This window comes from Geobacter hydrogenophilus (assembly GCF_018501225.1).
Taxonomy (GTDB): domain Bacteria; phylum Desulfobacterota; class Desulfuromonadia; order Geobacterales; family Geobacteraceae; genus Geobacter; species Geobacter hydrogenophilus.
On record NZ_JAHCZI010000010.1, the window covers coordinates 105,391 to 126,848 of the forward strand.

Below are 21,458 nucleotides of genomic sequence, written 5' to 3' on the forward strand. Positions count from 1 at the left end.
GGAGTGACAGATGATCATACAGTGCGCACAGTGCAAAGCCAGGTTCAGGCTCGACGATTCAAAGGTCAGCGATGCCGGGATCAAGGTCCGGTGCTCGAAGTGCAAGCATATTTTCGTGGTGAAGAGAGAGGCGCCGGTCGAGGAGAGTGATCTCGATGTTCTTCTCCAGGGTCTGGATTCATCGACAGTCGGTACTGCGCTTGCTTCGGCTGCCGGGACGGCTGCTGCTGTGTCCACCACACGGGAAGATCAGGCGCCGGAAGCAGCCACACCTTCCCGGGCCGATGAAGCGTTTTCCTTTAGTGGTGGCGCCGCGGAAGAGTATTCGTCATCGGTCATTGCAAAATCACCTGAAGAGCAGGAGGAGTTTTCGCTCGGCGTTGGGTCTGCAGAGCCGGAAAGTCCGGCTGGGGACTTCGAGGGGCAATCCCGTCAGGAAGAACCGATCGGAGGCTTTGAGTTTCAGGGTGATGATTCTGCTGGTGCCGCTGTCTCTGGAGAAGTTGATTTTACAGCCCCGGATTCGGCCATGTCCCTGGAGAAGGAAGAGCAAGCGGGGAGCGGCACCTTCGAACAGGACGAGATCAGTTTTGGCGAGGTGAGCCCCGAGGCTTTTGCCGCAGCGACCAGTGCGTCTGCTGCTGGCGTCGAAGGATCGGAAGAAGAGGAAATTTCTTTCGAGTTTGAAGAGGATGACGCGGCTGATTACGGAGAAAATGCCGAAGCGGAAGGGTCCGCGACCGGTGATGTTGACTTTGGTGAAATAGATTTCGGGATTGAGGATGCTGAAGCGGAGTCGGCCCGTGGCAATGAAAACCTGTTTTCAGTTTCCGCCGTTTCAGAACCGGAAAGTGCGCCTATGGGCAAACCTGCGGGCGAGGAGGTCCCGGTACCAGAGACACCACCCATCCTTCCTGCGGCGGCGGTCGAGGGCGAACCTCCACCCCTGAGCATTGCATCGCGCCGTAAAGGGAAATCGTTCCTTCCGACCGTTGTCATCGCGTTTTCAGTTTTAGCGATTGTTGCCCTTGCCGGTTTCGGGTTTTATTTCTTCAAGGAAGGGCCGGAATTTCTAAACAGGTTGGGGGTGGGGTTTCTTGCTGATTGGTTTGGCACGGAGGGGCGCGAGGAGGGAGTTATTTCCCTCGATAAGGTCGGTGGCGCTTATCTTGTCAACTCCGAGGCAGGAGAGGTGTTTGTCATACGGGGGGAGGCGGTGAATAATTATCGTAAGCCCCGTGCCGCCATTCAGGTTCGAGGTGCGCTTCTGGCCGCAGGGGGGCAGGCGGTTGTACAGAAGGTCGCCTATTGCGGTAACAATCTCACCGATGAGCAGATAAAAACCCTTCCGTTTGCGCGGGTTGAGGCGGCCATGGGAAACCAGTTCGGCGATTCCCTTGCGAACCTCGGAGTTCCGGCGGGCAAACGGATACCTTTTGTAATCGTAATTGCCAATGTACCGAAGGATGTCGTCGATTACAGTGTAGAGGTTGTCGGTTCGACTGTGGCAAGCCAGTAGAAGAATTGATTAAGGGCCGGATTTGTTCCGGCCCCTTTTATATGGATGCGCCAAAAGAAGAAGCCGGCACCGATTGCTCGGGCCGGCTTCGCGTGCTGTGAAACCTGGCGAATTAGGCAGCGCTGATGGCGCTGGTCGGGCAGGTGTCGACACAGGCACCGCAGTCGATGCAGGTGTCGGCGTCAATTTTGTGCTTGTCACCGGCCGGGGCGATGGCGTTCACCGGGCAGGAATCGACACAGGCACCGCAGTTAGTACAGTCATCAGAAATAACGTGAGCCACTGGTCCTACCTCCTTGTAAAGGTTTTTGGTCTGAGCCAAATTATCCGTAAACATAACATGACGGGTTTCTGAAGTCCAGCAGAAAGGTGCTGCCCCAGAATTGGAGTTCACAAAAAAACTTGAATTTGAGCCACCTGTATTGTATATATAAAAAACAGTTTTATTTTTTAGGGCTTGCGGCTCACGGCATTTGAAATTATCCTGATATTCCACGTTTTATTGCTGTTTAACGTTTTTTATTTTTACTCAATTTAGGAGGATATGATGGTAATTCTCGCCCTCAACTGCGGCAGCTCCTCGGTGAAATACCAGTTGTTCGACTGGGAAAAGAAAGAGGTCGTCGCCAAGGGTATGGTGGAGCGGGTCATTATCGGTGACTCGTTCATCATGCACGAGGTTCCGGGCCGTGAAACCTACCGGAAGGAATATGAGTGCCCCGACCACAAGGTGGCCATCGATCTGATTATCAGGACTCTCGTCGATGGGGAGCACGGTGTCCTCAAGGATATCAATGAGATTTCCGCGGTCGGTCACCGTGTTGTCCACGGTGGAGAAATGTTCACCCGCTCGGTTCTCATTGACGAGAAGGTGCTCGATGCCGTCAAGGATGTTCAGCATCTGGCACCCCTCCATAACCCGCCGAACATCGCCGGCATCGAGGCGGCCCAGGCCGTCCTCCCTTCAGTGCCGCACGTTGCCATTTTCGATACGGCTTTTCACCAGACCATGCCCGAGCATGCCTATCTCTATCCCCTCCCCTACGAGTGGTACGAGAAATACGGCGTTCGCCGCTACGGTTTCCATGGGACATCTCACCTTTTTGTCTCGAAGCGGGCTGCGGTGCTCCTCGGCAAAAAGCCTTCGGAATGCAACATCATCACCATGCATATCGGCAACGGTGTCTCCCACTGCGCCATCAGGGGAGGGGTCTCCGTTGATACCAGCATGGGGCTAACGCCGCTCGAGGGGGCGATGATGGGAACCCGGTGTGGCGACATCGATCCGGCCATTCCTGCCTTCATGATGCAGAAGGAAAACCTCTCCGCCAAGGAGATTGACAGCATCCTCAACAAGAAGAGCGGGGTGTTGGGCATAACCGGTCGCTTCACCGACCGCCGCGACGTGATTGAGAACGCCGCTAACGGCGATCATCGCTGCAAGGTTTCCCTTGAGATCGAGGCCTATCGCCTTAAAAAGTACATTGGCACCTACATGGCGGCGCTCGGTAGCCTCGATGCCGTAGTATTCACTGCCGGAGTGGGCGAGATGGGGTGGCCCATCAGGGAGAAGACCATTGAAGGGCTCGAGGGTATCGGCATCAAGCTGGACCGTGAGCGGAACAAGAGCGCCATGACGAGAAAGCGGGAAACGCTCATTACCACCGATGACTCCCCCATCAAGGTCTTCGTCATCCCCACCGATGAGGAACTGGTCTTTACCGAGGATGTGGTGGCCATACTCAACGGCACCTATACTGACCACATGAACTTCGACTATTCGTTTGCGCGGAATAGTTTCGTACGGTCTTAGCAAATGGTTAACTGACTGTCAGGAAAAAGGCCGCCCTGGGTTCCCGGGGCGGCCTTTTTGTTTAGACCGAAAACGAAACAGCGGCCGCCGGGCATTGTGCCTGGCGGCCGCTTAGTTTCATCCCGATTATCGCAAGAGGGTTATCCTTGCGCTTGGACCGCCGTGATTGCCGCAACGTTGACGATATCGTCCACGGAACAGCCGCGGGAAAGATCGTTAACTGGCTTGGCCAACCCCTGGATGATAGGGCCGACGGCTTCCGCTCCGGCGACTCGCTCCACGAGCTTGTAGGCAATGTTGCCGGCATCCAGGTCCGGGAAGACGAGGACATTGGCCTTGCCTGCCACGGCGCTGCCGGGGGCCTTGCGCTCGCCCACCTTGGGGAGGAGCGCCGCGTCGGCCTGGAGTTCGCCGTCGATCTGGAGCGCCGGATCGATGGCCTTGGCCAGCTCCATGGCCTTGAGGACCTTGTCCACGTCGGCGTGGCTGGCGCTTCCCTTGGTAGAGAAGGAGAGCATGGCCACCCGGGCGTCCACGTCGAGGAACGCCTTGCAGTTGCGGGCCGTTGCCACGGCGATGTCGGCCAGGGCCTGGGCGTCGGGGTTGGGGTTCACGGCGCAGTCGGCGAAGAAGATGATGCCGTTCTCGCCGAAGCTCGGGGTCTTGGTGACCATGAAGAAGAAGGAGGATACCGTCTTGATGCCGGGGGCGGGGCCGACGGTCTGGAAGGCTGCCCTAAGAACGTCGCCGGTGGTGCCCGTGGCGCCGGCTACCTCGCCTCCCGCGTCACCTTGGCGGACCATCATACCGGCATAGTAGAGGTTGTCGGGGGCGGTGAGAAGCTTCAGGGCCTCGTCCTTCGTGAGCCCCTTGCTCTTGCGCAGTTCCACGAGGGCCTCGGCATAGTCATTGAGCTTTGGGGAGGAGGCCGGATCAATCAGTTCGACCTTGGAGATGTTGGCGCCGAGGTCGGCGGCTTTCTTCGCGATGGCGTCAGCATTGCCGAGCATGACTACCCTTGCCAAACCCTGTTCGACGATCTGTTGAGCAGCGGCGTACATCCGGTCGTCGTAGCTCTCCGGGAGTACGATGGTCTGCAGCTTGTTCCGGGCTTTAGCCTTGATTTGGTCCATCAGGCCCATGGTCGATCCTCCTTGGTCTAAAATTAAAACGGAATTCTAGTTTATAGCCCATGCAGGGGGGGCGGTCAACAAAAAACCCGGCCTGGGCCGGGTTTATAAAGGTGAGGAGTTTGCCGATTCAAGTGGAGGGAGCGCAGTCGCGGGTGTCCCCCTGAATCTTTTCCACGGCGTGGGGCACCGCCGGCCAGACCGCCTCCAGGTTTTCGATGGCCCCGTTGGGGCTGCCGGGGAGGTTGATGATAAGAGTCTCTCCCCGGATGCCGGCCACGGCCCGGGAGATCATGGCGTGGGGGGTCTTTTCGAGGCTTCTCATCCGCATCACCTCGCCGATGCCCGGGATCACCCGGTCGAGCACCTTTATGGTGGCGTCGGGAGTGACGTCGCGGGGAGACACCCCGGTGCCGCCGGTGGTGAGTATCAGGTCGTAGAGGCCCGAATCCGCCCATTGGCTGAGCCTGTCCGTGATGAGATCCGCCTCATCGGGGATGATCTCCGTATGGGCGGTCTCGACGTCCCGCTCCGCCAGCCAGGCGGTGAGGGCCGGGCCACTGGCGTCTGCCCGCTCGCCCCGGGAACCCTTGTCGCTCAAGGTGAGAATTGCCGCTTTCATGCCGGTTCCTCCCGCTGCCAGGTGCCGCTCTTTCCTCCCTCTTTGAAGAGGAGGCGGATATCGCCGATGGTGATCCCCTTGTCGGCTCCCTTACACATGTCGTAGATGGTGAGGGCCGCCACCGCCGCTGAGGTCATGGCCTCCATCTCCACGCCGGTCCGCTCGAAGGCCCGTACCGTGGCCTTCACCGTGACGATTCCCGTCTCCGGCTCGGTCTCGAAGTCAACAGCGGCATGGTGGATGGCCAGCGGGTGGGAGAGGGGGATCAGTTCCGGGGTCTTCTTGGCGGCGGCGATCCCCGCCAGTCGCGCCACGCCCAGGACATCCCCCTTGGTGGTCCGTCCGGCCAGGAGGTCTGCCAGCGTCTCGGGCTTCATGGCCACCGTTGCGGCGGCGGTTGCGGTGCGCAGGGTAGGCTGCTTTCCGCTCACGTCCACCATGATGGCCCGGCCCTGGTCGTCGAAGTGATTGAAGGACATATCGTTCTCTCCCTTAGAACTTGTCCGTAAATAAGCTTTACGGTCCCGCATCCCGTCTTCACGGCATCTTTGCCTCGGCCTCAATCGCAAAATCCTCAACGTAGCCTTGCTACGCCTGCGGTTTTGCTCAATCGGTCAAGTCAAATATGCCCCAAATCCGGGCGCGGTCCGCGCGGCAGTTATTTACGGACAAGTTCTTAGCTCTCCAGCATGGTCACATCGTCCCTCAGGAGCATCAGGTCCACCTCGGTTTCCGCGGGGACGACGGACGCTTCCAGGGGGAGCAGCGCCAGGCCGTTGGCCCGGACCATGGTCCTGAGGATGCCGGTGTGCTGGTCGCCTGCGGTAGAGGCCACGAAGCGCCCTTCCTGCACCGTCACCTGGACCCGGAGGAAGTTGACCTTGCCCGGTTTCTTCTTCGCGTCTTCCCGGAGGATGGCCTTGACAAAGGGGCGCACCACGCGCCGGTGCCCCATCATCCGCAGAAGGGCCGGACGGGCAAAGAGCTCGAAGGTGACTATGGTGGAGACCGGATTGCCGGGAAGAGAGAAAACCGGCTTCGCCCCGTGCATCCCGAAAGCCGTGGGGCCGCCGGGTTTCATGTCCACCTTCCAGAAGATCTGTTCCACGCCCATCTCCTCCAGGACGTCCCGGACCAGGTCCCGGTCGCCGGCGGAAACTCCGGCGGAGGTGATGAGGGCGTCGGCCTTGAGCCCTTCGGCGAGCTTTTCCCGGTGACTTTCCCGGTTGTCCCGGGCGATCCCGATGACGATCGGCTCTGCGCCGCACTGGCGCACCGCCGCCGCCAGCGACAGGGTGTTGGAGTTGATGATCTTGCCCGGCACCGGCGGTTCGCCCAGTTCGATCAGCTCGTCGCCGGTGGAGAGGATGGCGACGCGGGCCCTGCGGAAGACCGGCACCAGGGCCTTGCCGAAGGAGGCGAGCATGCTGACCTCGGGGGGCTGGATAAGAGTGCCCGCCGGGATGACGGTCTCACCGGTGGCAACGTCCTCGCCCTTGAAGCGGATGTGCTGGCGTTCCTTCACGGGGGCCACGACCCGGATGGCAGCGCCGTCGTCCTCGGTTTCCTCTACGGGAACCACGGCGTCGCAGCCGGGGGGGAGGGGTGCGCCGGTCATGATCCTGATGGCGCAGCCGGGCTCCACTGCTCCGGTCACCTCGCCGCCGGCCGGGATATAGCCGGTCACCTTCAGTGCTGCCGGGATAGCTGCGCAGTCGGCGGCTCGCACGGCAAAGCCGTCCATGGCGGAGTTGTCGCAGAGGGGCATCTCCCAGGGGGCCACCACGTCCTCGGCCAGGACGCGGCCTGCGGCCTCCAGAATCCCCACCCGCTCGACGCCGAGGGGGGTTATGCGATCGAGAATGATGTTGCGGGCTTCGGTGAAAGACGGCACGGTTGGATTTCTCCTTCCTCGACAGATGTGTTGCTGAACGATTGCGGTGCGGCGAGACGGCCCGCTGTCAGGTGGATGCGTTCGCCCTTCAGGCGTTCCAGATGTTCAGGATCGTGGGTGGTCATGACAACGGTGGTCCCCCGGGCGGGGAGTGCGGATATGATGTTCTCCAGCAGGTCGCTCGTGTTGCGGTCCACGTTGGCGAGGGGCTCGTCCAGGAGGAGCACCTTGGTCTCAAGGGCCAGTGCCCGGGCCAGGGCCACCCGCTGGGCCTCGCCGCCGGACAGCTCCCGAGAGCGGCGGTGCCCGAAGCCGGCAAGGCCCACAAGTGCCAGCGCCTCCTCGACCCGCTGCTTCAGGCCGTCGCCGTGGACGCCGCGCAGCTTCAGGCCGTAGGCCACGTTGGCGGCGACGCTGCCGGTGAAGAGATAGGGAGACTGGTGGACAAGGGTCACGTCACGCCGTTGGCGCTGGAGGGCGCTGTTGCTCCAGTGCACCGTCTCCCCCTCGAAGACGATCTCGCCTGACGTCGGCGCCGTGAGAAGGGCCAGATGGGAGAGGAGGGTGCTTTTCCCCGCTCCGTTGGCGCCGGTGAGGATGTAGAGACGGCCCGCACGGAGGGTAAGCCGGCCGATGTCCAGGACGGTCCGGGAGTCGTAAGAGGTCTGGATGCTGTCAAGTCGGTAGCGGATGCTCACGAAGGGTTACCTCTGCTGCAGGGCGTTGAGGGCCATGTTGATCATCAGGGCCACTGTCATGAGGATGAGCCCCAGGGCAAGTCCCAGGGCGAATTCCCCCTTGCCGGTCTCCATGGCGATGGCGGTGGTCATGGTGCGGGTGTATCCCCGGATGTTGCCGCCGAGCATCATGGCGACCCCCACCTCGGCGATGACCCGGCCGAAGCCGGCGATCACCGCCGCCATGATCCCGAAGCGCATCTCCACCACCAGCCGGCGGATGCTCTCGAATGGCCCGGCCCCCAGGGTGAGGGCCGTGGGAACGATGCGGGGGTCAGCCCCCTTGATGGCGCTCATGGTCAGGTTGGCCACGATGGGGATCGCCAGGAGCGTCTGGCCCACCACCATGGCCCAGGGGGTGAAAAGGATTCCGAACCCTCCCAGGGGCCCCTGGCGGCTGATGAGGCTGTAGACGAAAAGGCCGACCACCACCGTCGGCAGGGCCATGAGGGTGTTGAGGAGCGTCACCACGGCCCGCTTGCCGGTGAACTCCGTCACCGCCACCGCCACCCCGGCCGGCACGCCGGCCAGGGAAGCGAAGAGGGTCGACCAGAGCGACACCACCACCGAAACGGTTACCGCGCTCACCACGTCGGGGTCCCGGGAGGTGATCAGTTCCAGAGCAGTTTTGAGAGATTCGGAGAAAAAGTCCATTTGTGTACTATCACAGAATTCAGGAGTCAGAATCCAGAAGAATATCTTCTGAATATCTACTTCTTGTAGATAAAGAACACCGGTTCGCCGTGGGCCTTATAGCCGGAGATGATCTTCAGCCCTTCGGGGCCGGTGACGTAGTCGATGAATTTCATGGCCAGGTCATACTTCACGTGGGGGAATTTTTTCGGGTTCACGGCGATGATTCCGTAGGGGTTGAAGAGCCCCTTCTCCCCTTGGAAGACGATGGCGAGGTCGGTCTTCTGCCCCTTGAAGGCGTTATAGGTACCCCGGTCGGTCAGGGTGTAGCCGCGTCGCTCGGTGGCCATGGTGATGACCGGACCCATCCCCTGGCCCGCCTCGATGTACCAGCCCCCCTTGGGGTCGGTGCCGGCGGCCTTCCAGAGTTCCAGTTCCTTCATGTGGGTGCCGGATTTGTCGCCCCGGGAGACGAAGGTGGCCTGCTTGGCGGCGATCAGCTTCAGGGCCTCGGCGGCGGTCTTCGCCTTGGCGATGCCGGCCGGGTCGTTCTTGGGGCCGATGATGACGAAATCATTATACATGACATCCTTGCGGTTCACGCCGAAGCCGTCAGCCACGAACTTGTCCTCCAGCTTGCGGGCGTGAACGAAGACCACGTCCACGTCGCCTGCTTCGCCCAGCTTCAGGGCCTGGCCCGTCCCCACGGCAACCACGTCAACCTTGCAGTTGTTCTTTTTCTCGAAGGGGGGAAGGAGCACCTTCAGGAGCCCCGAGTCCTGGGTGGAGGTGGTGGTGGACATCTTGAGGCGCTCCTCGGCGGCGGCAAGGGAGACGAGCGACAGGGTGACGGCAAGGGTGATGAACAGCGGGCGAAGCAGTTTCACGGGCGTTTCCTCCTGCGGTGAATTCGGATAAAAAAACAAAAAGGCCCCCATCCGGATGGAAAGGGGCCTTGGACGCATGGCGCCGCAGGGAATCTCCTTTCCAAAAGGGAGGCGCCGCCGTTTCCAGCGGAACCCGTTGGCCCATGCACCATGAGGCTGTTGCCTGGTAGGTGTGGGGGCTCGGAGAAGGTGGCGTTCTTTTTTAAATTTGGTATTATGGTACCAATTTATAAATTGCTTGTCAATATGATAACCGAAAATGTTCACCAAGGGGAAGCTTTTGTTCAGACGCTGTGCCGGTTCATTCCCCCACCGCGGTCCGTGACGGCTCCAGCATTACCTCGTCGAATTCCATGTGGAGGAGATTCACGTAGATCATCCGGTGGCGGAGCGATTCGCCCTCACCCAGGAGGATCTTGCAGGCTTCGGCCACCTGGAGGCTCGCCACCACTGCCGGGGTGAAGGAGGGGTTGCCGAGCTGCGTTTCAACCCCCTTCGGCTCCGACCAGTTGCCAAACAGGGATGGGGTGATGTCGTCCCCCGGAAGCTGGGAGGCCACCTGCCCATACCAGCCGCCGATGGCGCCATGCACGAGGGGAATGGAGAGCCAGCGGCAGATTTCCGCCAACTCAAGGCGGGTATTGATGCTGTCCAGGCCGTCCATCACCACGTCGGACCCCGCAAGGATCCCCAGGCCGTTCTCGCGGGAGAATGCGATCTGGAGCGGGGTGACGGTGACCGCCGGGTTGATCTCTGCGACGCGTGCCGCGGCAACCTCGACCTTTGGCCTGCCGAGGAGGGCGGGGGAGGAGAGAATCTGGCGGTTCAGGTTGTGCTCCTCGAAAATGTCGGGGTCCACCACCACGAGGTTTCCCACGCCGAGGCGGGCCAGTTCCTCGATCAGGTATCCTCCGAGGCCGCCGCTGCCGATGATGACCGCACAGCTACGACAGAGGCGGAGCTGGTTGTCGACGGTGATGGTCTGGCGGTTGCGCTGATAGCGGGCCGGCATGAACCCGCTTTCGAGGGCCGCCTCCTCCACTTTGCCGAGGGTGAGGCCGAACCGCTCCGCGGCCTCCAGTTGGGCAGTCCAGGGGAGAAGGCCCGCCGGTGCCGCTGCCGTGATGAAGTCGCGCAGTCCCATTGGCTACCCTCCTCCCACGAGGGGGAACAGCGACAGGGTATCCCCTTCGAACAGCCGATGATCCAGTTTGGCGTGCCGGCTGTTAACGAGGACGATGCCCACTTCCCTTTCGGGGATTTTCAGCTCGCCGGCGATGTCCGCCGGGGTAATCCCTTCCCGGTATTTATACGTGCCCGCGGCAAAACGCCCGACACGGAACATGGCGAACAGTTTTACGGTGATCTCCATTGCGCTTCTCCCCACGGCCCCTTGGCCTTGCACTGGTAAAGGGCGCGGACACGGGAAGTGTCCGCGCCGGCGTTTCAGAAGTTCCAGAATTCGTCGATCTCGGCGTCGGTGAAATCCCAGACGGCGTTGTGGGGCGCCACCGGCTCGCTCTTGAAGAATTCCGGCAGGCGGTCGTGTTCCTTGGTGAACCCGGCTTCGATGTTGAACTGCCGCTCCACCTTCAGGATATGCTTGCCCAGGTTGGTCACGTCGTCGCCGGTGAGGCTGATGCCGAAACGGGCGTTGATCATGTCGATGAGGGCCGGCAGGCATTCGGGGATATCCAGGGCCGGGAAAGCGACGAAGATGCACATGCCGGTGGAGTCCACAGCCGCCGTGGCGATCTGGAGGTTGCGGGAAAGCTCCACCTGGCCATCCTTCTTCAGGGGATCCACGAACCCCCCCACGTTGAGGATGTTGGTGGCGATGGTGTAGCCTGCGGTGTGGTCTGCCCCCATGGTGCTGGTGGCGTAGGTGATGCCGATCCCCTTGACCGAGCGGGGGTCATAGGCCGGGATTCCCTGGTTCTTCACCACCGGCACCCGGGTGACGCCGTAGGCCTTGCCCACGGAGCCCGCGCCGCCGCCGAGGATGCGGCCCAGCGCGGTCCCCTTGGCGATCTCCTCCTCGAGCAGCCGAATGATCCCCTTGCCGTCGCCGAAGGGGAGAATGCCCGCCTCCATGGCAACGCCGAACATGACGGCGGTCTCGATGGAGTCGATGCCGATGTCGTCCATGAGGTTGTCCGCCCTGGCGATATCGTCCAGGTTATCGACGCAGCAGTCGGCGCCCAGTCCCCAGATGGTCTCGTACTCGAAGCCGGAGGTGACGTATTTCCCCTCCTTGTCGTGGTAGACCTGGGAGCACTGGATGATGCAACCGGCGTGGCAGCCGTGCTTGTGCTTGCCCCCCCGGGCGACGATGGTCTCGTGCAAGGTCTCGCCGGAGATCTTGTCGTGGCTGTCGAACTGGCCGGCGGTGAAGTTCTTTGTCGGCAGCCCCCCCGCCTCGTGGAGGATGTTCACCAGAACGTTGGTGCCGTAAGTGGGGAGCCCTTCGCCGCTCACCGGGTGGTCCAGGAGCGCCTTGGCAAAGGCTCGGGAGGCGGTCCTGAATTTCTCCGGATCGGCGATCGGCACCTTGGGGGCCCCCTCGTCGTTGATGGAGATGAACTTGATCTTCTTGGAGCCCATGACGGCCCCCAACCCCCCGCGACCGTGGCTGCGGATCTTGCTGTCCGGGTCCTTGACGGAGATGTTGGCGGCGGTCATCTTCAGTTCGCCGGCCGGGCCGATGGTGAGGATGCCGGTCTTCTTGCCGAGGCGGGCCTCAAGGGCCTCGATAACCGCGAAATTCCCTTTCCCCACCAGTTCCGTTTCTTCCTGAACGGTCACCCCGTCCATGGAGACGTGAAGGCTGTACCAGGCGTCGGCCTTGGGGATTCCCTCGATGATCAGCGCCTTGATACCGAGGCGGGCGAGCATCTGGGCCGCGGTGCCGCCGGCATTGCTCTCCTTGATGGTGCCGGTCAGGGGGCTCTTGGCCCCGGCCGAGAGGCGGCCCGAGTTGGCCGCCGGCGTGCCGGTCAGGAGTCCCGGGGCAAAGACCAGCTTGTTGCTGGGGCCGAGAGGGTGACAGGTGGGGGGGACCTCTGCGGCAACGATGGTCGAGGTCAAACCGCGGCCGCCAAGCCCCGCCCATCCAGCAGGGACCGCCTCGATCCTGGTGCTCAGGTCGGCCATGTTTACGCGGATTATCTTTTCCATGAACTGATTGCTCCCTTTCTATTGAGGCTTCTGCCCCCCCTGCTCGCTATGCTCGCTTCCCCCCTACAAGGTAGGGGGGACTGCTGGGGGCATTCCGTGGCCTGATTCACGTGCCGACAAACGTGGGTACGTAGTCGCTTGATGCTAGTGCAGAAGTTTCAAAAACACCCTCTTTCCCTTGCCGCCCTCCCGCCGGGAGAGGGGCAAGGGGGAGGGGAGTGTCCTTACATCGCCGCCTTGAAGATGCCGATCACCTGGTCCAGGGTCGCCTTGCGGGGGTTGGTCAGCTGGCAGGCGTCCTTTTTGGCGTTCTCGGCCATGACCTTCAGGTCCTCTTCCTTCACGTTCAGCTCCTTGAGCCCGGCCGGAATGCCGATGGCAGCCGAAAGCTTGCGGATGGCGGCAATCCCCTTGTGGGCCGCATCCAGCGGGGCAAGGCCGGTGATGTCTTCGCCCAGGGCCACGGCGATGTCAGCGTACCGCTTCGGGCATGCGATGGCGTTGAACTCGGAGACCGCCGGCAGCAGGATAGCGTTGCAGACCCCATGGGGGAGGTTGTAGAAGCCACCCAACTGGTGGGCCATGGAGTGGACGTAGCCGAGGCTCGCGTTGTTGAAGGCCATGCCGGCCAGGTATTCGGCGTAGGCCATCCGGTCGCGGGCTTCCAGGTTGTCGCCGTTGGCCACGGCCGGGCTTAGGTACTCGGCGATCAGCTTGATGGCCTGGAGGGCGCAGGCGTCGGTGATGGGGGTGGCGATGGTGGAGACGTAGGCCTCGACCGCGTGGGTGAGGGCGTCCATGCCCGTGGCGGCGGTGAGGGGGGCGGGCTTGCCGAGCATCAGGACCGGATCGTTGATGGCGATGTTCGGGGTGCAGCGCCAGTCGACTATGGCCATCTTCACGTGGGTGTCGGTGTTGGTGATGATGCAGAAGCGGGTCATCTCGGAGGCGGTGCCGGCGGTGGTGTTGATGGCGACGAAGGGGGGCATCGGTTTCGTGGACTTGTTGACCCCTTCGAAGTCGCGGATGTGGCCGCCGTTGCCGATCACGAGGCCGACCCCTTTGGCGCAGTCATGGGAGCTGCCGCCCCCCAGGGAGATGATGGAGTCGCAGCCGCTTTCCTGGTAGGCCTTGACGCCGTCGTGGACGTTGGTGTCGGTGGGGTTCGGCTCGGCGCCGTCGAAGATGACGACGGCAACGCCGGCGGCTTCCACCTGCTGCTTGATCTGGTCGGCCATCCCCATGGCCGAGATCCCCTTGTCGGTCACCAGGAGTGCTTTTTTCGCGCCGAGCGCCTTGACCTGGGCGCCGGTCTCCTTGGAGGAACCGACTCCCATGAGGGTTACCGTGGGGATGAAGAAACCGAATGTTTGATCTGCCAGTGCCATGTGTACTTCCTCCTTGTTGGTGTGTGGCGTTCTGCCACTGCGGTGAAAACTTCCTCTGTTCAACCTGCCAGTTGTCATACGGTTTTTTAGAACGGCTGTTTGGGACTAAGGCAAGCCGCATACCAAGTTTGGAGGGGTAGGGGGTGTGCGGTGGTAATGTGCCGAATTTATTTCAATTATTGGATTTTGAGGTTAGCGTTGGTGGGCAAATTGGGGATGTGGCTCTACATTAACGCCGTTCTGAATTGGTGCAGGCCAACGTTCCGTTCTGGAACAGTTGTAATGTTGTGGAACAGCAAGCACCCTCTTTCCTCTCCCGGATGCTCCCTTTGATCGTTCGCCGGCAGGAAATTAATAATAGCCTCGGCAGTCGCCTGTTTGGCTCCATTTTAGCCGGAAACCGGCCCCTGTGCCGAGGTGCCGAGGGGGCATTGGTACTGAACTTGCCACTACCTGTCGCAGGTTGCCTGAGAAGAACCGGCGAGGCCGGACACAGTCATTCATGGTCAGGAGGGGAATAATGGGAAAACCGGTCAGCGTGAACCCCAAGCCGACGGTCATATCGGTACGGGTCACCGACGATCAGATGGAGGAGATCCGGCGGCTCATGGAAAAGAAGAAGATGAGCGCCTCGGATATCATGCGCGAGGCGTTCCGTTCATTCATGGAAAATGCGGAACAAAGTCGAATGGATGCTATCCGGGCTGCGGCTCTGAAGTACTCCGAGGCCCGCGGGACCTGATCCGGAACAGTGCCGCCGACCCGCTGGCGAACCGCGTAATGGTTTCACAAAAAAAACGCTCCTGTCTGCTTTGTGCCGACGGAGCGGTTTTTTTATGGGCTGTTGTGGTGTACACTGAAGCCAGACGACAAAAGGAGGTACCCCATGCTGCTGGAACAACTGGTTGAACAGGCCGCGCAACCTCCGAAGTACGACTGGGATGCCTACTACCGCTGGCTGTTCAGCACCCTTGCGGGCCGGGAAGTCACCGGCTTCGATTTCTGGCAGTGCCCCCACTGTCTCACCATCAACTTTTTCCTCCCGGCGCAGCGGTACGGGAAGTGCCGCGGGTGCGACCTGATTCACCTTCCCTAGTTTTTCCGTATCGGGCAGTTGTTCGTGCAAATGGCAGATATCGGCACAATCACTCAGCAACAGCCATCTGCCGCAGTTTCGAAATATCCCGCAACGGCGGCGCCCCGAACAGGCGGCCGTACTCCCGGCTGAACTGCGACGGGCTCTCGTACCCTACCTGAAACGCCGCTGTCGCCGCATCCAGCCGTTCCGCCAACATCAACCGCCTGGCTTCCTGCAAACGCAACTGCTTCTGATACTGCAACGGACTTAGGGCAGTCATCGACCGGAAGTGGTGATGGAAGGTCGAGCTGCTCATGCGGGCCTGCGCTGCAAGGTCATCGATGCGCAGCGGCTGGGTGAAATTCCCCTTCAGCCATTCGATGGCCCGGGCGATCTGCTGGCTCTGACTCCCCGCTGCCGCAATCTGGCGCAGCCGCGCCCCCTGATCCCCCACGAGCAAGCGATAAATGATTTCCCGCTGGATGATCGGCGCCAGGATCGGAATGTCCTGCTCTTCATCGAGCAGGTCCACCAACCGCTGCACGGCGGTGACGAGCGGCAGCGTCACCTCGCTGGTCGCCATCCCCCGGCTCGACTGTTGGGTACGGGGCGAAGGGAGATTGCTGTCCGCCATCAACTGGGAAACCTCCCGCAGGTCGAATTTCAGCCTGAGACCCAGATACGGCTTCTCCCGGCTGGCTTCGGTGACCTGCACCACCGTCGGCAGATGCACGGAGGTGATCAGGTAGTGGTGCGCGTCGTACACAAACGTGTCGTCCCCCAGCTGGACGCGCTTGGCTCCTTGCGTCACCAGGCAGAGACTCGGTTCGTACATGCCGGTGACCGGTTCGCTCGGTTCGGTCCGCTGGAACAGTGCCAACCCCGGCACCGCGGTTGTGAACTGCTCGCCTGGTTCGGTCCATCGGGCAATGCTCTCGCCCAAAGCCGCAATGGCGGCTTCCAATCGATCATCATCAACTGTATCTGTAATTGCTTTGTTTCGCATGGTTACCTCCTGATTGCATAGTACCTGACCCCTTTCTCCAGTTACAACCGATAATCAGAGATTCGTCGGATTGGGCAATAAATCGACAGGATTGGTCTATCCGTCGTGGTCAATTCAGGGGTATCACTGTGAAAAGGCGTGAACCGACGCCAGAAACTGCATGGAGGATGGAAAATATGGCAAAGAAAATCGTGGTTCTGTCGGCAAGCCCGAGGAGAGGGGGGAATTCCGATCAGTTGTGCGACCAGTTCATTCGCGGGGCTGCGGAAGCAGGGCATCAGGCGGAAAAGATATTCCTGGCGGACAAACAGATCGGGCACTGCAGTGCCTGCGACGCCTGCCAGGGCAACGGCGGCCGGTGTGTGCAGCAGGACGACATGGCCGGGATACTCGGCACGATGATCGCTGCCGACGTGATCGTCATGGCAACGCCGGTCTATTTCTACACCATGAACGGCCGGATGAAGACGCTGATCGACCGTACCTATGCGCGCTATACCGACATCGTTGGCAAGGAGTTCTACTTCATCATGACCGCCGCGGTCAAAAGGAAGGATCTGCTGGAAAGAACCCTGGAGGAATTCAGAGGGTTCACCTCCTGCCTGGGCCGTGCCAGGGAGAAAGGGGTCATCTACGGCACCGGCGCCTGGAATGTGGGGGATATCACGGGAAGCCCGGCCATGGGGCAGGTGTATGAGATGGGGAAAGGTGCCTGATTGCGCTTGCACATGGCCAGTGGGAGGTGGGATGAGTGGGCTGCTGCGCTTTTAATAATATTTAACACATTCACGTTGCTTAATTTTTATCCCTCGCGTACTATGGCTCGAACATATTAACTGCCGGTTTGTCCGCGGGCATTCCATAACAGAGGGGGTGAATGAGAGGGTAAGCAGTATGGAGCTTAAATACCAACAAGGAGGGAATCAATGGATTTACAGCAAATTTTTTTCCTGGTTGTAGGGGCTGTGATCATGATGGTCATATGCCCTGCTCTCATGTTACTTCTAACCATCACATTCGACTCGATCAAGCCACGGCTAGCTTTTGACCTTGCCAAGTACACCTCGCCGGTATTGGATATTGCGTTCATGCCGGCACTTTTCATCGGCAGGGCATTCGATATACCGCTCGGCGGGTTCAAGGCTAAATCCGAGAAAGAACAGGAAGCCTACTGGCAGGATGTATACAATAAAGCCGGCTACTGACTAACGGCAAACAAGAATTCGATTTTTACACGATGCAGGCCGGGGATTACTCCGGCCTGCATCGTTTTCGGTGATCCGTCGGTTCCCCTACTGAGTAAAACTCGGGACCACCTTGCCAACGGAGATGTAAAAAAACTTTTCATGTAGGCATTGCAATGTATTTCCCCGGAGAGGATGGATGTTTTTACTGGATTGTGAATTGATCCGGATTTTTCGAGGGCCGCTTAGTTGCTGATCGGGCGACTCTTTTGATTAGAGAGGACACTATGCAATTTCATTTGCCTGAGATAGGCGCTTGGGGGGAAGAAAAATACCGATTAATTCGTTACTATGCCCAGATGTTTGCGGCGTCAATGAAGGACAAATGGCAATGTCGGGTTTACATTGACCTGTTCTCGGGGGCCGGTCGCGCACGAATCAAGGAAACCGGCAAAATAGTTGATGGTTCACCCCTGATCGCACTGGGCATCGACGACCCGTTCGACCGGTATATCTTCTGCGAGGAGGACGCGACAAACATCGATGCATTACGCAAGCGGGTAATGACAGACTATCCATCCCTGGATACTCATTTCGTTCATGGAGACGCCAACAAGGCCGTGGATGAAATCCTCGCAAAAATTCCTCAGCATTCGCCCATCTACAAAGTACTTGGGTTCTGCTTCGTGGACCCCTTCAAAATCGATAACCTCAAATTTACGACGCTGAAACGGCTTTCGGCAAAGTATATGGATTTTCTCGTACTCATTCCGACCGGCATGGATGCGCGACGTAATGTGTCGTACTACATGAAGTATAATAGCAAGCATATTGAAGAATTTACCGGCAGGCCGAACTGGAGGGATGAGTGGCCGGAGGCGGAGGCAAGAGGAGAAAATTTCGGTCTCTTTTTCATCAAGCAGTTCTGTACTTCCATGGCGGATATCGGCTATAAATACACAACTGCTGAGGCCTCTGTAGAAATCAGATCGACCGAAAAGAACTTACCGCTGTACCGATTGGCGTTTTTTAGTAAACACCCTCTGGGGCACAAATTCTGGGGCGAGGCGAAAAAATACAGTTCGCCGCAACTGGATCTCTTTTAGAGCAAAATCGATATGTCACAGTCACGCATAGAATGGACCGAAAGAACCTGGAACCCTGCTGTGGGATGCAGCAAGGTTTCGCCCGGCTGCGCCCACTGCTACGCCGAGGTGATGGCGCGGCGGCTGCAGGCCATGGGGGTAAGCGGGTACGAGAACGGGTTCGATGTGACGCTGTTGCCGAAGCGGTTGAACGAGCCGCTCTTGCGCAAGTCGCCGACCATTTACTTCGTCAACTCCATGAGTGACCTGTTCCACGAGGCGATTCCCGACGACTATATCCGGCAGGTCTTCGACGTGATCCGTCGCTCGCCGCAGCATACATTTCAGGTCTTGACCAAGCGTGCAGAGCGGATGGCGAATTTCTTCGGCGCGGACCAGCCGCCACTGAATGCCTGGCTCGGCGTAACAGTGGAAGACAAACGCTTTGGCGTCCCGCGCATTGAGCACCTGCGGCGGGTACAGGCGTCGGTCCGCTTCCTCTCCGTGGAGCCGCTGCTGGAGGATCTTGGGGATATGGATCTTCACGATATCCACTGGGTCATCGTCGGCGGTGAATCGGGACTGAAGGCGCGGCCCATGAAGCAGGAATGGGTGCTGAGCGTCAAACGGCAGTGTGATGAGCAGGGTGCGGCCTTTTTCTTTAAGCAGTGGGGCGGCTGGGGGCTTGACGGGAAGAAGCGGGGGAAGAAAGAGAATGGAAGGTTGTTGATGGGGAGGACGTGGGATGGGGTGCCGGCTCAGCCCGAGAATCGCACGATGCAAAGCATGACCCATAGGACTCGAATTACAGCTTGAATCCAGAATTTATCCCCACACAGAGATTGGAAAACCGTGGAGAACGAATATATGGAAAATGCGAAGCAATACGAACTGGAACTTAACGAAGAAAATTTAGATCAACCTGACATTCCTGATGAGCCAGATATGGTTGAGCCGTTTGATCCGTCAAAGATCAAAATTCAACCTAAGCAAGATACGCTTCGCAATCTGATTGACCGTTTGAAAGAAGACGAAATTGACTTGAATACCGACTTTCAAAGGCATGGCGAGCTTTGGGATCACGGAAAAATGTCACGGCTTATTGAATCAATTCTGATTCGTTTCCCGCTGCCGGCATTTTATTTTGATGCTACCAACGACGACTGTTGGCTTGTCGTGGATGGTTTACAGCGTCTTTCATCAATTAGAAAATTTGTTGTAGAAAAAGACACAACAAAATGTCTGCGGTTAAGTGGTCTTGAATATCTAAAAGATTTAAGGGGTGCAACCTATGAAGATCTCAGTAGAACTTACAAACGGAGGATTGCTGAATGTCCCGTTACCTATTTTCAGATTCTCCCAGGAACCCCAGATGAAGTGAAATATTCTATTTTTCGACGTATTAATACAGGCGGTCTTACCCTGACAAATCAGGAAATCAGAAACGCTCTAGCCAAAGATATTCAACGCAACTTTCTGCAGAAACTTGCGGAAAATCCGTACCTGAAAAAAACTATGGGTGACCAAACAAAGCGAATGATGGATCAGGAACTAGTGCTTCGCTTCCTGGCTTTTTATTATAAAGATTACACTGGTAGTAAGAAAAATATTGCAGAGTTTTTGGATGAAGTCATGGATGATATTGAAAAATATTCAGAAACAGAGAAAAGGTCGCTGGAAAAAGCTTTTGCCGACGGGATAGAAAGGAGCTTCAATATTTTCGGTGATCGCGCTTTTGAAAAACGGTCAGACGGAGAAGAGGATGTAAAGCGAAAAAGAAAGAATACGGCTCTTTTTGAAGTTTGGACAGTATCTCTTGCCAAGCTTTCCGATGAAGATGCTGCGAAATTGATCGAACGTGGTGAACGCCTAAATGAATTGCATCGGACTGAAATGGATCCAACAAAAGAATATTATCGTTCCATATCATTGGCTACTCAGAAGCGAGAGCATGTCAGAATTCGTTATTCGACGGTCAGCAAAATAATCCAAGAGGTGTTACGTGATTGAGTTTATCCGGATACAACGGTTTAAGACCCTTCTGGACGCGAGTTTTCCCCTGTCAGCTCTCAATCTTTTTTCAGGATTGAATGGACTTGGTAAGTCATCTCTTCTGCAAACGTTATTACTGTTAAGACAGTCGTATGACAAAAACACTCTTGAGAAAAAAGGACTGTTACTGAAAGGTGACTATCTAGCTTTGGGAACGGGCCAAGACATCCTCTCGGAACAGGCGGAGTTATATTCTCTGGAATTCACCATCAAATGGGACTCCCTGCCTGCCGTAAACTTCCTCTTTGATTATGCTCCTAATTCCGACCTCCAACCAATTTCAGTCGCGATTGACCTGCTATCACCGGAAACACTAAGCTTATTCAATAACAATTTCCAGTATCTTTCCGCTGACCGTATCGGTCCTAAGACGTCTTACGAAATGTCGGATTTTCACATTACTACTCTTAATACTCTTGGAAGTCATGGAGAATATACGGTCCATTTTATTGCGAAGAATGGTCAATGTGTGTTGCCGATAACGGGATTACGTCATAAGGATGCTTCTTCGGATAACTTGCTTGAAAATATCAACGCGTGGATGTCCGAGCTGTCGCCCGGGGTTCAGGTGCACGCAATACTTCAACCGCATCTCAACTCTGCTTCGTTGGGTTATAAATTCATTCAGGGCAAAGATGTCACAGCGGATTTCAAGCCACAAAATGTCGGGTTTGGTCTGACTTTTGTCCTCCCAGTTGTTACTGCTCTGCTCAGAGCAAAGCCGGGCGACCTTTTGATAATTGAAAATCCTGAAGCTCATCTACACCCAGCTGGCCAAACAATTATTGGGCGGATGTGCGCTCTTGCCGCTGCAAATGGTGTACAGCTTTTCGTCGAATCCCATTCCGATCACTTTTTGAATGGAATTCGTGTGGCGGTCAGACAAAACCTTGTCAGCGCAGAATTGATTAGTCTGTTTTTCCTTGAACGCGATAGTGATGGCTCAACCCATGCGACGACGGTGCGTAATCCGTCGATAAATCATCAAGGACGCATAGATTTCTGGCCGGCTGGCTTCTTCGATGAGTGGGATCGACAATTGGAGAATCTTCTGTGAGCAATTGTCTGGTATTCAACCACCACTCGTTGCCGTATGACAGCCCTGATGGAGTGGAGTCCGCTATCCCGGAGTTCTTGAGGGTGTGTGTACGGGCGCAGAAACTTGGACTGAATGTCCTGTTGGTTGACGATTCTGTAGACGCGAATTGGTTTCGGGTGGAGCTTGCGTACGGGTTCTGTTGGCAAGATTGGTA

23 protein-coding genes and 1 riboswitch are annotated in these 21,458 nt (G+C 58.0%); of the genes, 10 read left to right on the forward strand and 13 right to left on the reverse strand.

Features of this window, described 5'->3' with window-relative positions; all coding sequences use genetic code 11:
- Window positions 1-10: 10 nt before the first annotated feature.
- Window positions 11-1,519 (forward strand): DUF3426 domain-containing protein, encoded by a 1,509-nt coding sequence (locus KI811_RS14460; protein ID WP_214187183.1) that lies wholly within the window; start codon window positions 11-13, stop codon window positions 1,517-1,519.
- A 112-nt stretch (window positions 1,520-1,631) separates the two neighbouring features.
- On the opposite strand, the gene KI811_RS14465 is transcribed toward KI811_RS14460, so the two are convergent.
- Window positions 1,632-1,802 (reverse strand): DUF362 domain-containing protein, encoded by a 171-nt coding sequence (locus KI811_RS14465; protein WP_214187184.1) that lies wholly within the window; start codon window positions 1,800-1,802, stop codon window positions 1,632-1,634.
- 264 nt (window positions 1,803-2,066) lie between these two features.
- Between KI811_RS14465 and KI811_RS14470 the strand changes: the two genes are divergently transcribed.
- Window positions 2,067-3,332 carry an acetate kinase gene (locus KI811_RS14470; protein ID WP_214187185.1) on the forward strand — a complete coding sequence of 422 codons (1,266 nt, stop codon included), beginning with the start codon at window positions 2,067-2,069 and terminating at the stop codon, window positions 3,330-3,332.
- 140 nt (window positions 3,333-3,472) lie between these two features.
- Here KI811_RS14470 and pta read toward each other — a convergent pair whose 3' ends face one another.
- The 11 genes from pta to KI811_RS14525 form a co-directional block, all read right to left on the reverse strand.
- Window positions 3,473-4,474, reverse strand: a complete 1,002-nt coding sequence (pta, locus tag KI811_RS14475; RefSeq protein WP_214187186.1) for a phosphate acetyltransferase — start codon at window positions 4,472-4,474, stop codon at window positions 3,473-3,475.
- A gap of 118 nt (window positions 4,475-4,592) precedes the next feature.
- A complete protein-coding gene (locus KI811_RS14480; protein WP_214187187.1) occupies window positions 4,593-5,084 on the reverse strand; it encodes a MogA/MoaB family molybdenum cofactor biosynthesis protein in 492 nt (163 codons plus the stop codon).
- Window positions 5,081-5,563, reverse strand: coding sequence for a cyclic pyranopterin monophosphate synthase MoaC (gene moaC, locus KI811_RS14485; protein ID WP_214187188.1), 483 nt, complete (start codon window positions 5,561-5,563; stop codon window positions 5,081-5,083). Before moaC ends, KI811_RS14480 begins: the two co-directional genes overlap by 4 nt.
- A gap of 197 nt (window positions 5,564-5,760) precedes the next feature.
- Window positions 5,761-6,978, reverse strand: a complete 1,218-nt coding sequence (locus tag KI811_RS14490; protein ID WP_214187189.1) for a molybdopterin molybdotransferase MoeA — start codon at window positions 6,976-6,978, stop codon at window positions 5,761-5,763.
- Complete coding sequence (locus KI811_RS14495; RefSeq protein ID WP_214187190.1) at window positions 6,933-7,676, reverse strand: energy-coupling factor ABC transporter ATP-binding protein; 744 nt, start codon at window positions 7,674-7,676, stop codon at window positions 6,933-6,935. Before KI811_RS14495 ends, KI811_RS14490 begins: the two co-directional genes overlap by 46 nt.
- 6 nt (window positions 7,677-7,682) lie before the next feature.
- Entirely contained in the window at window positions 7,683-8,369 is a 687-nt protein-coding gene (locus KI811_RS14500) for an ABC transporter permease (protein ID WP_004513213.1), read from the reverse strand.
- A 56-nt stretch (window positions 8,370-8,425) separates the two neighbouring features.
- Window positions 8,426-9,235 carry an ABC transporter substrate-binding protein gene (locus KI811_RS14505; RefSeq protein WP_214187191.1) on the reverse strand — a complete coding sequence of 270 codons (810 nt, stop codon included), beginning with the start codon at window positions 9,233-9,235 and terminating at the stop codon, window positions 8,426-8,428.
- A gap of 76 nt (window positions 9,236-9,311) precedes the next feature.
- Window positions 9,312-9,433, reverse strand: a riboswitch (molybdenum cofactor riboswitch).
- 103 nt (window positions 9,434-9,536) lie between these two features.
- Entirely contained in the window at window positions 9,537-10,379 is an 843-nt protein-coding gene (locus tag KI811_RS14510; RefSeq protein ID WP_214187192.1) for a HesA/MoeB/ThiF family protein, read from the reverse strand.
- Window positions 10,380-10,382: 3 nt separating this feature from the next.
- Window positions 10,383-10,607 (reverse strand): MoaD/ThiS family protein, encoded by a 225-nt coding sequence (locus KI811_RS14515; protein ID WP_214187193.1) that lies wholly within the window; start codon window positions 10,605-10,607, stop codon window positions 10,383-10,385.
- A 74-nt stretch (window positions 10,608-10,681) separates the two neighbouring features.
- A complete protein-coding gene (locus KI811_RS14520; RefSeq protein WP_214187194.1) occupies window positions 10,682-12,412 on the reverse strand; it encodes an aldehyde ferredoxin oxidoreductase family protein in 1,731 nt (576 codons plus the stop codon).
- 224 nt (window positions 12,413-12,636) lie between these two features.
- Window positions 12,637-13,800, reverse strand: coding sequence for an iron-containing alcohol dehydrogenase (locus KI811_RS14525; RefSeq protein ID WP_214187195.1), 1,164 nt, complete (start codon window positions 13,798-13,800; stop codon window positions 12,637-12,639).
- A gap of 520 nt (window positions 13,801-14,320) precedes the next feature.
- Here KI811_RS14525 and KI811_RS14530 point away from each other — a divergent pair.
- Window positions 14,321-14,542 (forward strand): ribbon-helix-helix protein, CopG family, encoded by a 222-nt coding sequence (locus KI811_RS14530; RefSeq protein WP_214187196.1) that lies wholly within the window; start codon window positions 14,321-14,323, stop codon window positions 14,540-14,542.
- 144 nt (window positions 14,543-14,686) lie between these two features.
- Window positions 14,687-14,896 (forward strand): hypothetical protein, encoded by a 210-nt coding sequence (locus KI811_RS14535; RefSeq protein ID WP_214187197.1) that lies wholly within the window; start codon window positions 14,687-14,689, stop codon window positions 14,894-14,896.
- Window positions 14,897-14,945: 49 nt separating this feature from the next.
- Here the strand turns inward: KI811_RS14535 and KI811_RS14540 are convergent, their stop codons facing one another.
- Window positions 14,946-15,884 carry an AraC family transcriptional regulator gene (locus KI811_RS14540; RefSeq protein ID WP_214187198.1) on the reverse strand — a complete coding sequence of 313 codons (939 nt, stop codon included), beginning with the start codon at window positions 15,882-15,884 and terminating at the stop codon, window positions 14,946-14,948.
- A 176-nt stretch (window positions 15,885-16,060) separates the two neighbouring features.
- Between KI811_RS14540 and KI811_RS14545 the strand changes: the two genes are divergently transcribed.
- The 6 genes from KI811_RS14545 (at window position 16,061) to KI811_RS18925 (ending at window position 21,262) form a co-directional block, all read left to right on the forward strand.
- The gene (locus KI811_RS14545) at window positions 16,061-16,600 is read left to right on the forward strand and encodes a flavodoxin family protein (RefSeq protein WP_214187199.1); all 540 of its coding nucleotides are present in this window, start codon (window positions 16,061-16,063) and stop codon (window positions 16,598-16,600) included.
- Between the two features lie 210 nt (window positions 16,601-16,810).
- Window positions 16,811-17,089 carry a hypothetical protein gene (locus tag KI811_RS14550; RefSeq protein ID WP_214187200.1) on the forward strand — a complete coding sequence of 93 codons (279 nt, stop codon included), beginning with the start codon at window positions 16,811-16,813 and terminating at the stop codon, window positions 17,087-17,089.
- A gap of 266 nt (window positions 17,090-17,355) precedes the next feature.
- Window positions 17,356-18,174 (forward strand): three-Cys-motif partner protein TcmP, encoded by an 819-nt coding sequence (gene tcmP / locus KI811_RS14555; RefSeq protein WP_214187201.1) that lies wholly within the window; start codon window positions 17,356-17,358, stop codon window positions 18,172-18,174.
- Between the two features lie 12 nt (window positions 18,175-18,186).
- Entirely contained in the window at window positions 18,187-18,969 is a 783-nt protein-coding gene (locus tag KI811_RS14560) for a phage Gp37/Gp68 family protein (protein ID WP_214187202.1), read from the forward strand.
- Between the two features lie 51 nt (window positions 18,970-19,020).
- Window positions 19,021-20,163 (forward strand): DUF262 domain-containing protein, encoded by a 1,143-nt coding sequence (locus tag KI811_RS14565; RefSeq protein ID WP_214187203.1) that lies wholly within the window; start codon window positions 19,021-19,023, stop codon window positions 20,161-20,163.
- Entirely contained in the window at window positions 20,156-21,262 is a 1,107-nt protein-coding gene (locus KI811_RS18925; protein ID WP_214187204.1) for an AAA family ATPase, read from the forward strand. The genes KI811_RS14565 and KI811_RS18925 overlap by 8 nt, the downstream gene beginning before the upstream one ends.
- The last annotated feature ends 196 nt before the right edge of the window (window positions 21,263-21,458 follow it).

Coding starts and splice junctions, on each gene's coding strand:
- KI811_RS14460 (WP_214187183.1), top strand. CDS start 11: ATGATCATACAGTGCGCACAGTGCAAAGCCAGGTTCAGGCTCGACGAT.
- KI811_RS14470 (WP_214187185.1), top strand. CDS start 2,067: ATGGTAATTCTCGCCCTCAACTGCGGCAGCTCCTCGGTGAAATACCAG.
- pta (WP_214187186.1), bottom strand. CDS start 4,474: ATGGGCCTGATGGACCAAATCAAGGCTAAAGCCCGGAACAAGCTGCAG.
- KI811_RS14480 (WP_214187187.1), bottom strand. CDS start 5,084: ATGAAAGCGGCAATTCTCACCTTGAGCGACAAGGGTTCCCGGGGCGAG.
- moaC (WP_214187188.1), bottom strand. CDS start 5,563: ATGTCCTTCAATCACTTCGACGACCAGGGCCGGGCCATCATGGTGGAC.
- KI811_RS14500 (WP_004513213.1), bottom strand. CDS start 8,369: ATGGACTTTTTCTCCGAATCTCTCAAAACTGCTCTGGAACTGATCACC.
- KI811_RS14510 (WP_214187192.1), bottom strand. CDS start 10,379: ATGGGACTGCGCGACTTCATCACGGCAGCGGCACCGGCGGGCCTTCTC.
- KI811_RS14515 (WP_214187193.1), bottom strand. CDS start 10,607: ATGGAGATCACCGTAAAACTGTTCGCCATGTTCCGTGTCGGGCGTTTT.
- KI811_RS14520 (WP_214187194.1), bottom strand. CDS start 12,412: ATGGAAAAGATAATCCGCGTAAACATGGCCGACCTGAGCACCAGGATC.
- KI811_RS14525 (WP_214187195.1), bottom strand. CDS start 13,800: ATGGCACTGGCAGATCAAACATTCGGTTTCTTCATCCCCACGGTAACC.
- KI811_RS14530 (WP_214187196.1), top strand. CDS start 14,321: ATGGGAAAACCGGTCAGCGTGAACCCCAAGCCGACGGTCATATCGGTA.
- KI811_RS14535 (WP_214187197.1), top strand. CDS start 14,687: ATGCTGCTGGAACAACTGGTTGAACAGGCCGCGCAACCTCCGAAGTAC.
- KI811_RS14540 (WP_214187198.1), bottom strand. CDS start 15,884: ATGCGAAACAAAGCAATTACAGATACAGTTGATGATGATCGATTGGAA.
- KI811_RS14545 (WP_214187199.1), top strand. CDS start 16,061: ATGGCAAAGAAAATCGTGGTTCTGTCGGCAAGCCCGAGGAGAGGGGGG.
- KI811_RS14550 (WP_214187200.1), top strand. CDS start 16,811: ATGGATTTACAGCAAATTTTTTTCCTGGTTGTAGGGGCTGTGATCATG.
- tcmP (WP_214187201.1), top strand. CDS start 17,356: ATGCAATTTCATTTGCCTGAGATAGGCGCTTGGGGGGAAGAAAAATAC.
- KI811_RS14560 (WP_214187202.1), top strand. CDS start 18,187: ATGTCACAGTCACGCATAGAATGGACCGAAAGAACCTGGAACCCTGCT.
- KI811_RS14565 (WP_214187203.1), top strand. CDS start 19,021: ATGGAAAATGCGAAGCAATACGAACTGGAACTTAACGAAGAAAATTTA.